15 protein-coding genes are annotated in these 13,684 nt (G+C 37.5%); 13 read left to right on the forward strand and 2 right to left on the reverse strand.

The genetic code is table 11. The features are described 5' to 3' along the window. The first annotated feature begins 56 nt into the window (after positions 1 to 56). The 12 genes from B9N79_RS01915 to B9N79_RS01970 all read left to right on the forward strand — a co-directional run bounded on the left by B9N79_RS01915 (position 57) and on the right by B9N79_RS01970 (position 10,548). Positions 57 to 455, forward strand: a complete 399-nt coding sequence (locus tag B9N79_RS01915) for a cytidine deaminase (RefSeq protein ID WP_019391442.1) — start codon at positions 57 to 59, stop codon at positions 453 to 455. Next, complete coding sequence (era, locus tag B9N79_RS01920; RefSeq protein ID WP_019391443.1) at positions 448 to 1,356, forward strand: GTPase Era; 909 nt, start codon at positions 448 to 450, stop codon at positions 1,354 to 1,356. The genes B9N79_RS01915 and era overlap by 8 nt, the downstream gene beginning before the upstream one ends. Before the next feature lie 102 nt (positions 1,357 to 1,458). Next, complete coding sequence (locus tag B9N79_RS01925) at positions 1,459 to 1,599, forward strand: YqzL family protein (RefSeq protein ID WP_019391444.1); 141 nt, start codon at positions 1,459 to 1,461, stop codon at positions 1,597 to 1,599. 33 nt (positions 1,600 to 1,632) lie between these two features. Next, positions 1,633 to 2,409 (forward strand): DNA repair protein RecO, encoded by a 777-nt coding sequence (gene recO / locus B9N79_RS01930; RefSeq protein WP_040056814.1) that lies wholly within the window; start codon positions 1,633 to 1,635, stop codon positions 2,407 to 2,409. A 110-nt stretch (positions 2,410 to 2,519) separates the two neighbouring features. Next, the gene (ccpN, locus tag B9N79_RS01935; protein WP_026009479.1) at positions 2,520 to 3,158 is read left to right on the forward strand and encodes a transcriptional regulator CcpN; all 639 of its coding nucleotides are present in this window, start codon (positions 2,520 to 2,522) and stop codon (positions 3,156 to 3,158) included. A gap of 35 nt (positions 3,159 to 3,193) precedes the next feature. Beyond that, positions 3,194 to 3,997 (forward strand): pyruvate, water dikinase regulatory protein, encoded by an 804-nt coding sequence (locus tag B9N79_RS01940; RefSeq protein ID WP_026009480.1) that lies wholly within the window; start codon positions 3,194 to 3,196, stop codon positions 3,995 to 3,997. A 345-nt stretch (positions 3,998 to 4,342) separates the two neighbouring features. Beyond that, positions 4,343 to 4,759, forward strand: a complete 417-nt coding sequence (locus B9N79_RS01945; RefSeq protein WP_231573073.1) for a YaiI/YqxD family protein — start codon at positions 4,343 to 4,345, stop codon at positions 4,757 to 4,759. 40 nt (positions 4,760 to 4,799) lie between these two features. Beyond that, positions 4,800 to 6,614 (forward strand): DNA primase, encoded by a 1,815-nt coding sequence (gene dnaG, locus B9N79_RS01950; protein ID WP_040056813.1) that lies wholly within the window; start codon positions 4,800 to 4,802, stop codon positions 6,612 to 6,614. Between the two features lie 50 nt (positions 6,615 to 6,664). Beyond that, positions 6,665 to 7,798, forward strand: a complete 1,134-nt coding sequence (gene rpoD / locus B9N79_RS01955; protein ID WP_019391450.1) for an RNA polymerase sigma factor RpoD — start codon at positions 6,665 to 6,667, stop codon at positions 7,796 to 7,798. A gap of 430 nt (positions 7,799 to 8,228) precedes the next feature. Further along, positions 8,229 to 8,588: a cytochrome c550 gene (cccA, locus tag B9N79_RS01960; RefSeq protein ID WP_019391451.1), complete on the forward strand. Its 360-nt coding sequence runs from the start codon at positions 8,229 to 8,231 to the stop codon at positions 8,586 to 8,588. Between the two features lie 134 nt (positions 8,589 to 8,722). Continuing rightward, entirely contained in the window at positions 8,723 to 9,427 is a 705-nt protein-coding gene (locus B9N79_RS01965; RefSeq protein WP_046217863.1) for a tRNA (adenine(22)-N(1))-methyltransferase, read from the forward strand. Next, on the forward strand, positions 9,427 to 10,548 hold the full coding sequence (locus B9N79_RS01970) for a Nif3-like dinuclear metal center hexameric protein (RefSeq protein WP_085117693.1): 1,122 nt from the start codon (positions 9,427 to 9,429) through the stop codon (positions 10,546 to 10,548). Before B9N79_RS01965 ends, B9N79_RS01970 begins: the two co-directional genes overlap by 1 nt. Positions 10,549 to 10,582: 34 nt before the next feature. Here the strand turns inward: B9N79_RS01970 and B9N79_RS01975 are convergent, their stop codons facing one another. Together B9N79_RS01975 and vrrA are read right to left on the reverse strand one after the other, a co-directional pair. Then, a complete protein-coding gene (locus tag B9N79_RS01975; RefSeq protein WP_040056811.1) occupies positions 10,583 to 11,551 on the reverse strand; it encodes a 4-hydroxy-3-methylbut-2-enyl diphosphate reductase in 969 nt (322 codons plus the stop codon). A 99-nt stretch (positions 11,552 to 11,650) separates the two neighbouring features. After that, complete coding sequence (vrrA, locus tag B9N79_RS01980) at positions 11,651 to 12,151, reverse strand: VrrA/YqfQ family protein (RefSeq protein ID WP_019391455.1); 501 nt, start codon at positions 12,149 to 12,151, stop codon at positions 11,651 to 11,653. A 170-nt stretch (positions 12,152 to 12,321) separates the two neighbouring features. Here vrrA and B9N79_RS01985 point away from each other — a divergent pair, with 170 nt between their 5' ends. Further along, entirely contained in the window at positions 12,322 to 13,644 is a 1,323-nt protein-coding gene (locus B9N79_RS01985) for a DEAD/DEAH box helicase (RefSeq protein WP_019391456.1), read from the forward strand. Positions 13,645 to 13,684: the final 40 nt, after the last annotated feature.

Genomic DNA, 13,684 nt, shown 5'->3' on the forward strand with positions numbered 1-13,684 from the left:
GAGAAGATAGTTTTTGATAGTATTTATCTTACTACTGAGTGAATAGGGGAATAAATATGGATAAAATAGCGTTGATGGAAGAAGCCAAAAAAGCGAGAGAACTTGCTTATGCACCGTATTCAAAGTTCAAAGTTGGAGCTGCTTTGTTAACGGAAAACGGTGAGGTATACAAAGGATGTAACATTGAAAATGCAGCGTACAGCTTGTGTAATTGTGCGGAGCGAACGGCGCTGTTTAAAGCGTATTCAGATGGGAATAAACAATATACAGCACTTGCTGTAGTAGCAGACACAGATCGTCCTGTTTCCCCTTGTGGCGCATGTCGACAAGTTATCTCAGAACTGTGTCCAAGCGATATGAAAGTATATTTAACGAATTTAAAAGGCGACGTAGCAGAAATGACAGTAAGCGAACTGCTGCCAGGCGCATTTACAGCGGAGGATTTACATGAGTGAACAAAAGTTTAAATCAGGCTTCGTGTCAATTATAGGTAGACCAAACGTAGGAAAATCAACGTTTTTAAACAGAGTAATTGGCCAAAAGATTGCGATTATGAGTGACAAACCTCAAACAACCCGAAACAAAATTCAAGGAGTGTACACAGACAACGATTCACAGGTCATCTTCATTGATACGCCAGGGATTCATAAACCAAAGCACAAGCTTGGCGACTTTATGATGAAAGTGGCACAAAATACGCTTCGTGAAGTTGACCTTGTTTTATTTATGATGAACGTTGAACAAGGTTTTGGGCGCGGCGATGAGTTTATTATCGAGCGTTTAAAGGAAACAAACACTCCTGTCTTTTTAGTGATGAATAAAATTGACCAAATTCATCCAGACGAGCTCTTTCCCCTTATTGAACAATATAAAGAACTTTACGATTTTAAAGAGATTATTCCAATTTCAGCATTGGAAGGAAACAATGTTGATACACTGCTAGAACAAGTAAAGCGCTACGTGCCAGAAGGTCCTCAATACTATCCAGCAGATCAGGTAACAGACCATCCTGAGCGTTTTATTATTAGCGAACTTATTCGTGAAAAGGCGCTTCATTTAACACGTGAAGAAATTCCTCATTCAATTGCTGTTGCGATTGAAGCAATTGAACGACGTGAAGGTGGAAATGCTGTTTATGTTAGCGCGACAGTTGTTGTTGAAAGATCTTCGCAAAAAGGGATTATCATTGGGAAACAAGGGAAAATGTTAAAAGAGATTGGAAAGCGTGCTCGAGTAGATATTGAGAACTTGTTAGGATCTAAAGTATTTTTAGAGCTTTGGGTAAAGGTTCAAAAAGACTGGCGCAACCGTTCCACGCATCTTAGAGATTTTGGATTTAGAGCCGACGAATATTAAGTGGGGATTTACTAAATTTTGTGTTACATGATTTACTTTTGAAATGGCTATTCTAATCTTAAGCAACTTGAATTGTAAGCCGATGATTAGGAGGGGTATTTCATGTTAAATCTTACCTGGAAAGTATTTGAGAACACAGGTAATATCGACGCTTATCTTCTTTTTAAGGAAATGGAAAAGAAGGTGGAAGAACCCACATCACAGACGGAACTGTCCGAGGATGATAATATAACAATGTTGTAGAGCGTTTGTGCTATAAACGAATAGGTGAGCGTAGTGTTGAAAAAATGTGAAGGTATTGTCATTCGTGCAAATCATTATGGTGAAAGCAATAAAATTGTAACGCTTTTTACAAGAGAGCTAGGAAAAATCGGGGTTATGGCAAGAGGAGCTAAAAAGCCAAGCAGTCGCTTGTCAGCCCTTACACATCCATTTACTTATGGTAGTTTTTTAATACAAACTGGATCAGGTATGGGAACTCTTAGTCAAGGAGAGATCATAGCCTCAATGCGAAGCATACGTGAAGATATCTTTTTAACCGCGTATGCTTCTTATGTTGTTGAATTGACGGACCGGGCAACAGAATCTAGAAAAAGCAACCCATTTTTATTTGAACTGCTTTTTCAAACTTTATCATATATTGATGAAGGATATGACAAAGATGTTCTTCTTTATATTTATAAACTAAAAATGCTTGATGTACTAGGGATTGCACCACAGTTAAACAGATGTGCTATTTGCGGTGCAAGCGATGGTGTTTTTGCATTTTCTACGAAAGAGGGAGGACTGCTTTGCCATCGTTGCTATGAACACGATCCATATCATATTAAATTAACGCCTATGCTTGTTAAGCTACTTCGTCTTTTTTATTATATGGACTTAAAAAGGTTAGGAAGTATTTCATTGAAAGAAGAAACGAAAAAAAGGCTCGCTTTTATTATTGATACGTACTATGCTGAATTATCTGGTTTAACGCTTAAATCTGAGCGTTTCTTAAAACAGATGGATTCTTTACGTGATACTTTTTCTGATGATGTAAATGAAAAATTATAATGCCGCTTCTTATGAATTTATAGACTGCCTAAGCATTTCCCTTTCATAACTGTTAAATTAGTATATAATAATGATAGTCGAGTATGGCATATATTGTTTTTTGAATTAAGGTGGTGATTAAGATCGAACTCAATCACAGACAAGAGCATATTTTACAAATTGTAAAAGATAACGGCCCTATTACAGGAGAACAGATTGCCGAACGTCTTAATTTGACGAGAGCAACGTTAAGACCAGATTTAGCAATTCTTACGATGGCAGGATACTTAGAAGCAAGACCTCGAGTAGGCTATTTCTATACGGGAAAAACCGGGTCACAGCTTCTAGCTGATAAAATTCGTAAAATAAAGGTAGAAGAATATCAATCGATTCCTGTTGTTGTAAATGAATCTGTTTCAGTCTACGATGCGATCTGTACAATGTTTCTTGAAGATGTGGGAACGTTATTTGTAGTAGATAAAAGGTCTTATCTTGTAGGAGTTTTATCACGTAAAGATTTATTAAGAGCAAGCATGGGGAAACAGGAATTGAATTCGATTCCTGTTAATATTATTATGACAAGAATGCCTAATATCACCTATTGTCTTAGAGATGATTTACTTGTTGAAGTTGCAAAAGGTTTAATTGATAAACAAATTGACGCCGTCCCTGTTGTGAAAGATCATCCTGATGGATATGAAGTTGTCGGCAGAATAACGAAAACAAATATCACAAAACTTCTTGTTGCTTTAGCAGAAGATGATCAATAAAAATTTCATGAGTGAAAAAGGGGATGTAAATGTTGATGAATAATCCATTTATATATGTGCTATCAGACTCAGTAGGAGAAACAGCTGATTTAGTTGTGAAAGCAGCAACAAGTCAATTTCATCAATCAGAAGCGATCATCAAAAGAATTCCTTATGTAGAAGATTACGCAACATTATCCGAAGTAGTAGCACTTGCTAAGTTAAATGATGGCATTATTTGTTTTACGCTTGTAAAACCAAAAATGAGGGCTTTTCTTTTAAAAGAAGCAGAAGAAAATGGAGTTCCTGTATTTGATATTGTTGGCCCTTTAATTGATAAAATCCAAACATCTTACAAACTTCAGCCACGTTATGAGCCAGGGCTTGTTCGCAAGCTTGATGATGACTATTTCAAGAAAGTAGAAGCGATTGAGTTTGCGGTTAAATATGACGATGGACGAGATCCGCGCGGTATTTTAAAAGCTGATATTATCTTAGTTGGTGTTTCCAGAACTTCCAAAACGCCGCTTTCTCAATTTCTTGCCCATAAACGTTTGAAAGTAGCTAATGTGCCTATTGTTCCTGAAGTTGAGCCTCCTCAAGAGCTTTTCCAAGTTTCAGCTAAAAAATGTATCGGTTTAATGATTAGTCCAGAAAAGCTTAATAATATTCGACGAGAGCGTCTAAAATCTTTAGGTTTAAATGATGGAGCTATTTATGCAAATATTGAACGAATTAAAGAAGAGCTTGATTTCTTTGAAAAAGTCGCAGGGAAAATTGGCTGCCAAGTTATTGATGTATCAAATAAAGCTGTAGAAGAAACAGCAGGAGTTATTTTAAACAAATTATATAAACACTAAGAAGACATTTAGTTTGTAATTGTCTATTCTCTTCGTGTCTTCAACAGATGGACAACTTTGTAATTTCCTGTAGAAAATATTAATAATTTGTATTATAATAAAAAATTGTGATAAAAAGATTGGTTTTAGGTTTAGACTCCGTCTATAACGAATAAACTAGTGGTATGAAGCGAAACTTCCTAACAAGGGATTTTTTCATTCTCAAGTGGGAATTCACCACGTATTCTGTATATAAATAGACGGAAAGAGAAAAAAGATTTTTAGAAGGATTCTCTGGAGGGATGTAGAATAGAGAAATATAGCCGTAGAAATTCCAGAGTTTTTGTCGATGGTGATGCTTGTCCAGTGAATAAGGAGATTGCGAAAATCGCCAAAATGTACGACCAAGACGTCCTATTTGTCGCTTCTTATGCACATATGAGAAAAGACGAGGGCCAAAATGAATGGAAGTATGTCGACAGCGAAGCAGAAGAAGTTGATCTCTATATTTTGAATATGGCCCAAAGAGGAGATATCGTCGTTACCCAAGATACAGGGCTTGCAAGTATGCTCATTGGGAAAGGTGTTTATGTTCTATCTCCACGTGGGAAATACTATAATAAAGAGGATATGGATCAAATTCTATTTTTTCGCTACGCATCTGCTAAAGAAAGACGCGCTGGACGTTATCCAAAAGGAGGTCCATCTTCCTTTAGTGAAAATGATCGTCAAAATTTCAAGGAATCCTTCATAAAATTATTGTCGAACCTTAAAGGAATTTAAAGATTTATGAAGAATATGAATTAAGGTGGAGCTGTTCGAAATGGGAGGAAAAATTCCTGAAGAAGTAATAGAACAGATTCGACGTTCCATTGACATTGTAGATGTTGTGGGCGACCATGTTCAGCTTAAAAAGCAAGGAAGAAACTATTTTGGTTTATGTCCTTTTCATGGTGAAAATACACCATCTTTTTCAGTTTCCCCTGACAAACAGATTTATCACTGCTTTGGCTGTGGAGCTGGTGGGAACGCCTTTTCTTTTTTGATGGATATTGACGGGCTTTCTTTTACAGAAGCTGTAACTAAGCTAGCTGGTAAAGTGGGAATTCAAGTTGAACAAACTAACAATTCCGAGACAAAAGAACAGCAGCCGTCAAACAGAATGATAGAAGCTCATGAGCTTCTAAAGAAATTCTACCATCATTTACTCGTGAACACAAAAGAAGGTCAGGAAGCTTACGATTATTTACTTCAACGTGGTTTTACAGAGGAGTTCATTAAACGTTTTGAGATAGGCTATACCATTAATTCTTGGGATTTTGCTGTTAAATTTCTAACAAAGCGTGGTTTTAATCTTGAGGAGATGGAGAAATGCGGCCTTCTCATTAAGAAAGATGATGGAAATGAATATTTTGATCGCTTTCGTAATCGGATTATGTTTCCAATCCACGACTTGCAAGGAAGAACAATCGCTTTTTCCGGAAGAATACTTGGGGAAGGACAGCCTAAATATTTAAACAGTCCAGAAACTCCTATCTTTTTAAAAAGCAAAACAATTTACAACTTTCATGCTGCTAAAAAAGCAATTCGAAAGCAAGAACAAGTATTGCTTTTTGAAGGTTATGCAGATGTTATTGCTGCAGTTGGAGCGGAATGCGAAAATTCTGTAGCCACAATGGGAACGTCTTTAACTGTAGAACAAGCGAAAATCATTCGCCGTAATGTAGAATCGGTTATTATCTGTTACGATGGAGATGGAGCAGGCATAGAAGCAACTGTTAAAGCTGCCTCAATTTTACAGGAAGCAGGGTGTCATGTGCAAGTTGCCCCCCTTCCAGATGGATATGATCCAGATCAGTATATCCAAGAGTTTGGAGCTTTGAAATTTAGGCAGAGCGTAATTGAGAATAGTTTAACATACACATCCTTTAAGCTACGATATTTGAAGAGAGGAAAAGATCTTCAAAACGAAGCAGAACGAATGCATTATATTGATTCCGCTCTTAAAGAAGTAAATACTTTAACAAAAGCAGTAGAAAAGGAGCATTATTTACGACAGTTAAGTGATGAGTTTTCTATTTCACTATCTGCTTTAAAAGAGCAGGAACTTCAAATAAACAAAGTTCAGAAGCAAAAAAAGGATAATGCACAAGGAAATAGAAATAATATAGCTAGAAAGCTTTATACGCAAACGCAGTTATTACCATCTTATCAGAAAGCAGAGCGCTTTTTGCTGGCCTATATGCTTCGAGATGCTACTGTATCTTTACGTGTACAAAATGCGGTGCAAGGCAAGTTTAACGTTGATCTGCACCAAGCATTAGCAAACCATTTGTACGCTTTTTACGAAGAAGGCCATGAAGCTGATTTGAGCGTCTTTGTTCAGTATATATCAGATAAAGAACTAACTCGCTTAGTTTCTGAGCTTGCAATGATTCCACTTCAAGAAGAATTAACAGAACAAGTTTTTAACGATTATCTTTTTGAGATTTTGTCTAAGAAATCTGCTCATGATGAGATTCAAATGAAAAAGCAGGAGCAGATAGAAGCAGAACGCAGTAAAGATTACAGAAAAGCAGCAATGATTGCGAAAGAAATTTTAGAGATGACAAAAACTTTAAAAAAGCGATCATTATAAAATGCACCTTAACGTTTGATATAGTGTAAATATTGGAAGGAGGGGGCTAAATGGCTGAAAAGTCAGCTCGTTCTAAACAACTTGAACCTGAATTAACCCTCGATCAGGTAAAAGAGCAACTTTTGGAAAATGGTAAAAAACGAGGCGCACTAACATATGAGGATATCGCAGAACGCCTGTCAAGCTTTGAGCTAGAGTCGGAACAAATGGATGAATTCTATGAGTATCTTGGTGAACAAGGAATTGAAATTCATGGGGAAGCAGAAGAAACAGCAAGCGCTCCAAACATTCAAGATCTTGCTAAAGCTGAGGATTCAGAATTTGATTTAAATGACTTAAGTGTTCCTCCTGGAGTTAAAATCAATGATCCTGTACGTATGTACTTAAAAGAGATTGGTCGTGTCGATCTTCTTTCTGCTAAGGAAGAGATTGAGTTAGCTCATCGAATTGAAGAAGGAGACGAAGAAGCAAAGCGTCGCTTAGCTGAAGCAAACCTACGTCTTGTGGTTAGTATTGCAAAACGTTATGTTGGGCGAGGAATGCTCTTCTTAGACCTTATTCAAGAAGGAAACATGGGTCTTATTAAAGCAGTAGAAAAGTTCGATTACCGCAAAGGATTCAAATTTAGTACGTATGCAACATGGTGGATTCGTCAAGCAATTACTCGTGCTATTGCTGACCAAGCAAGAACAATCCGTATTCCAGTTCATATGGTTGAAACAATTAACAAGCTTATTCGCGTACAACGCCAGCTTCTTCAGGATTTAGGTCGTGAGCCAATTCCAGAAGAGATTGCTGAAGATATGGATTTAACACCTGAAAAAGTGCGTGAAATCTTAAAGATTGCTCAAGAGCCTGTATCACTTGAAACACCAATTGGTGAGGAAGATGATTCACATCTTGGTGACTTTATTGAAGATCAAGAAGCAACATCACCTTCTGAACATGCGGCATATGAGCTTTTAAAAGAACAACTTGAAGATGTTCTTGATACACTAACAGATCGTGAAGAAAATGTTCTTCGTTTACGTTTTGGTTTAGATGATGGCAGAACACGTACACTTGAAGAGGTTGGTAAAGTGTTTGGCGTAACACGCGAGCGTATTCGTCAGATTGAAGCGAAAGCTCTTCGAAAGCTTCGCCATCCTAGTCGTAGTAAACGTTTAAAAGATTTCCTTGAATAGAATACAGACAGCTTAGAAAAGGTAGTTTGCTTCTTTTGGGAGTAAACTATCTTTTTTAGCTATATGTTTGGTTATATTATCTTTTTTAAAAAGGCTTTCAATGCTTCTTCTTGTTATTTTTACCATATTCTCTTCTTGACTTTTATTTTACTCAATTAGAAAACGATTTGCAAACTCTCTAAGCAAATATTTATTTACTCTTTACAATTATAATCGAAAGCGTAATCATTTTTGAAGAGAAAAGGAATAAAATAGATAAAAAGGACATGTAGAAAATAAAAATTAATAATCTATACAATTTTTTCTGAATTGTCCAAAAAAATAGTGTTATCTTATTGGTAACCCTTTTAAAACATGCTGTTTTCAAGTAAAATAAAATTGTCTGTTGTAAGGAAGCCTGTCGCTACATATAAAGGGGAGGGAAGCGGGTATGAATCGTAATCCACTTGTACCGTTTTTTTTCATCATGGCATTTGGCATTTTACTAATGGTCATCTTAGGCTTTAAAGGCAATGGAGATCAAAAAGAGCTTGCCCAGGAAAAAGAAGGTGGGGCAAAGCAGGAAGAAACAGCTGCAAGTCCAGAGGAAATATATAAGCAAACCTGTATTAGCTGCCATGGAGAGCAGTACCAAGGTGTATCAGGTCCAGCATTAAAAGGGGTTGGCGAGAAGCTTTCGGAAGAGGAAGTTAAAAAGATTATTACCCAAGGAAAAGGTGGTATGCCAGCAAACCTTGTTCCACAAGAAAAAGCAGATGAAATGGCAAAATGGGTTAGGAAGATAGAGTAGCAAAATAGAGTAGCTGATAACGCTCCTTTTACATTCAAAAGGGGCTTTTTTATGTTCTTTTTTTCTTTGAACTTGAAAGAGAGCGCTGAAATCTTTATTATGAGAGAAGAAAATAACATGAGTAGGTGACATGATTGACGACAGTTAAATTATCAAATCGTCTTAAGCAAGCGGTAGAATTTATCCCAAAAGGAGCCGTTATTGCTGATATTGGATCTGACCACGCATATCTACCTTGCTATGCGTATGAGATGGGATACATAAAAGGAGCTGTAGCTGGAGAAATTACGGACGGTCCGTTTCAGTCGGCTTTAAATCAAGTGAAAAATTTAGAGCTCAATGAGAAGATTAGCGTTCGAAAAGGGAACGGCCTTGAAGTGATCTCTAAAGGAGAAGTAGACTGTGTTGTAATAGCAGGAATGGGCGGTGCATTGATTACAAACATTCTAGAAGAGGGAAAACACAAATTAGAAGGTGTTACTCGTCTTGTTTTGCAGCCTAATATTGGGGCAAGAAATGTCCGTAAGTGGCTTATTAATAACGACTGGGAACTTAAAGGAGAACATATCCTTGAAGAAGATGGACACATTTATGAAGTGTTAATGGCTGAGAGAGGAAATCCTATGGCTCCATATGGTGACGCATTAGAAAAAGGTCTTTTGCTTGGGCCTTTCTTACGTGAAGAGAAAAACGAAACGTTTGTAAAAAAGTGGATTCATGAAGAAAGCCATCTTGAACGGATTATTAAGCAGCTTGAAAAAAGCACTTTAACACAAGAAAACTTAAAAAGAAAAGGGGAAATGGAACAAGATTTAAAATCGATTAGGGAGGTTTTATAGTGGCAAAGGAAGTAAGCGGCCAAAAAATTATTGAAGTATTTGAATCATTTTCGCCAAAGAACTTAGCGGTTGAAGGAGATAAAATTGGTCTTCAAATTGGAACGTTAAGCAAACCTGTAAAGCGCGTAATGGTTACATTAGATGTTATGGAAAATGTGGTAGATGAAGCAATTGAAAAAAAAGTGGATTTAATTATTGCTCACCATCCGCCAATCTTTCGACCTTTAAAAACAGTAACAACAGATGGAGCAACCGGAAGAATTGTAGAAAAATGTTTAAAACACGATATTGCCGTTTATGCTGCACATACAAACCTTGATGTGACAAAAGGCGGCGTGAATGATTTATTAGCAGATGCTCTAGGAATAAAAGATACGACCGTGCTTGCTCCAACAGGTGAAGAAGCATTGAAAAAGCTTGTTGTATTCGTTCCAAAAAGTCATGCTGATGAGGTAAGAGATGCTCTTGGAACCTCAGGTGGGGGGCATATCGGTAACTACAGCCACTGTACGTTTAATACCGAAGGAAAAGGCACATTTCTTCCACTAGAAGGCACAGATCCTTATGTAGGGACAACAGGTGAACTTCATGAAGAAGAAGAAGTACGAATTGAAACAGTATTCAAAGCTTCAGATGAAAAGAACATTATACGAGCAATGAAAAAAACACATCCCTATGAGGAAGTTGCTTATGACGTTTATGACCTTAGCCAAAAAGGAGAAGAGTACGGTTTAGGACGCATTGGCAAACTTGAAGAGGAAACAACGCTAGGGGAGTTTGCTGAGCGTGTTAAACGTGTCTTTGGTGTGAGTGGCCTTCGCGTTGTTGGAAATCTTCAAGACAAAGTACGTAAAGTAGCTGTTTTAGGCGGAGACGGTAATAAATATATGTATACAGCTAAATTTAAAGGTGCCGATGTTTATGTGACAGGAGATCTATATTTCCATGTTGCTCAAGATGCAATGAATGTAGGACTTAATGTTATTGATCCTGGTCATCATGTTGAGCAAATCATGAAACAAGGCGTTACAGACAAGTTAACAGCTCTGTTTAAGGATGAAAAAATTCTATGTGAAGTATTTCCATCTGAAGAAGATACAAACCCATTTCAATTCATGTAAAAAAGGTGAGGCATTAATGCCTCACCTTTTTTAATTATGAGCGCGAAAGTTCTTGCGCTGGTTGTGGTTGTTTAACTTTTGGTAAAATTTTAGAAAGCGGAACTTTCTTTTCATTTTTCCATGTTGTTTCGTCATGTTCATCGAACTGATCAATAAACTGAATAACTTCACGCACAATTGGAGTTGGCGTAGAAGCACCAGCTGTAACAGCAACTTTCTTAGCTCCTTTTAGCCAATCAATTTTAAGCTCTGAAAGATCTCCAATTCTGTAAGCTGTTGTGCCAGCGATTTCTTCTGAAACTTGTGCTAGACGATTTGAGTTGTTACTTTTTGGATCTCCAACAACGATCGTCACATCTGCTTCACCAGCTTGTTCTGCAACAGCTTCTTGGCGAACTTGAGTAGCAAGACAAATTTCTTTATGCTGCTCAACGTGTGGAAATTTTTCTTGCACTTTTTCCATTACGTCTAATACGTCCCATTGGCTCATTGTTGTTTGATTTGTAACAATGATTTTGTCGCTTTCAATATTCAAGCTTTTCACATCTTCAGCTTTTTCAACAAGATGGACGATATCAGGGGCAACACCAAGTGCTCCTTCTGGCTCTGGGTGATTTTTCTTTCCAATATAAATCACTTGATAGCCTTCTTTTTTCTTCGCGCGAATTAAATCATGCGTTCTTGTTACATCAGGGCAAGTAGCATCAATAGTTGTAAGACCCTTTTCCTTCGCGCGTTTTTTAACTTCTGGAGATACACCGTGTGCTGTGAAAATGACAGTTCCAGTTTCAATTCCTTCTAAAATCTCTAAACGGTTTGCTCCATCAAGCGTAATGATGCCGTCTTCCTCAAACGCATCTGTTACATGCTTGTTGTGTACAATCATCCCTAAAATATAAATGGGACGAGGTAGACTTTTATCTAAAGCGGCATTGCGGGCAATAACCATAGCGTCTACAACCCCATAACAATATCCGCGAGGTGCTATTTTAATTATTTCCATCATCAATCCTCCTCGTTAAACTAGAAAGAGCAGGTACTCTTGTTTCATTATAAAGGAGGATACTGCAGAATACAAAGAAAGAAATGTGGAAGAGCTAAGTTAAATATAAAGTTTGGGCTGGGAAGTTTTAGCCTTTGTTTTTGTTTGGTTAGAAGTTTTGGCACTTGCTTTTGTTTGAGTGGAAGTTTTAGGCTGTTTTAATTTCTTAACCTTTTTTACTTCTTTTTTAACAACTGGCTCTTCAACATCACTTGGCGTTGATTGATCATCAGTGGTATTATCATCTTTAAGGGCTTTGTAAATTTTAAACATAGCCGGCACGTTTCTTACCATTGGTCCATACTGCTGTACCATTGGTGTTACGCGCTCAGCAACACCTAAGACTTTTTGGACGTTCGTCATCACAGACGTTAGGTTGAACGCTTTCGGAGCGGCTGCGGCGTTTTGGACGCTAGACAGGCCAGCGTTTCGACCTAAAATTTTTGCTAAGATACCTCCGCCAGACGATGGTTGCGGCATGTTTGGTACTCCTCTTGTCATTTGAAAAGGGGCCATTCCTCCTCGAGTCATTGGCGGTGGGAAAGATCGTCTAGGAAACAATGAATACACCTCCTTTAATAAACTTTCTATACTATATGCACAAAAAAGGGAGTTGCTTATTGAGAGGGACCTTAATGAAGATGTTTTTGAAGGGGAGTATAGACTTTATAAGCATACTCGCTTATAATCATATACAGTTTGCTTTAGGGTAAAAAGAAAAGGAGATTAACATGAAACAAACCAAATTTGAAAAATTCTCGTTTCAACCGTTTTTAATAGAGGCGATAAAGGATTTAAACTTTTATGAGCCAACTGAAATTCAGGAGCGTATCATTCCCTCTCTGTTAAATGGGGAAAGTGCGATTGGGCAATCACAAACTGGAACAGGGAAGACACATGCATATTTACTTCCTATTTTAAATAAGATTAATCCGCATAAAGATCATGTACAAGCTGTGATTATGGCACCAACGCGTGAACTTGCTCTGCAAATTCACGAAGAAGTACAAAAAATTACGATCTTCACAGAAGAAGATGCGAAGATAACGTCTAAATGCTTAATTGGTGGAACAGACAAGCAGCGTACAATTGAGAAGCTTAAGCAACAGCCACATGTTGTTGTTGGAACACCAAGTCGTATTCATGATTTGATGCAAGAAGGAGCTCTTTCTGTTCGTCAAGTGGATACAATTGTAGTTGATGAAGCTGATCTTATGCTTGATCTTGGCTTTATTGAAGATGTAGATCGCATTGCAGCGGCTATGAAGGAAGATGTTCAAATCCTTGTTTTCTCAGCCACAATTCCTGAGAAACTTAAGCCATTTTTAAAGAAATACCTAGATAATCCACGTTATACACACGTTGCGCCAAAACAGCTTACAGCAGCAAAGCTTGAGCATATTTTAGTTCCCCAGCGTCATCGTGATAAAAAAGAACTTGTTTATAATATGTTAACAAACCTTAATCCATATTTAGCAATCGTTTTTGCTAATACGAAGAAAAGTGCAGACGAGCTTGCAGATCACCTTTTAGAAAAAGGCCTAAAAGTAGCTCGTATTCATGGTGGATTAGAGCCTCGTGAACGTAAACGCAGCATGAAGCAAATTCAAGACCTTCAGTATCAATACATTGTAGCTACAGACCTTGCAGCACGCGGAATTGATATTCAAGGAGTAAGTCATGTTATTAACTATGAAATTCCACAAGATTTAGACTTCTATGTGCATCGTGTTGGAAGAACGGCTCGTGCTGGTTATGATGGAACGGCCATTACAATCTATGAACAAGGTCACTATGAAGCACTTATGAGCTTAGAAAACAGAGGCATCGAGTTTGTGAACAAAGACTTAGAAAGAAATGAATGGGTTGAAGTTGATGATCGCAACAAGCGCCGCAAGCGTGTGAGACAAGAGGATGAAGTCGAAAAAACCGCTCATAAGTTCATCCGTAAACCAGCTAAAGTAAAACCAGGATATAAAAAGAAACGTCAGCGTGAGATTGATCGTTATGTAAAAAAACAAAAGCGCAATACGAGAAATTCACGTAAGAAATAAAGTAAGGAAAAGACGCTCTATGTAGCGTCTTTTTTGATTG

It is taken from the genome of Priestia filamentosa (assembly GCF_900177535.1).
Classification (GTDB): Bacteria; Bacillota; Bacilli; order Bacillales; family Bacillaceae_H; genus Bacillus_I; species Bacillus_I filamentosa.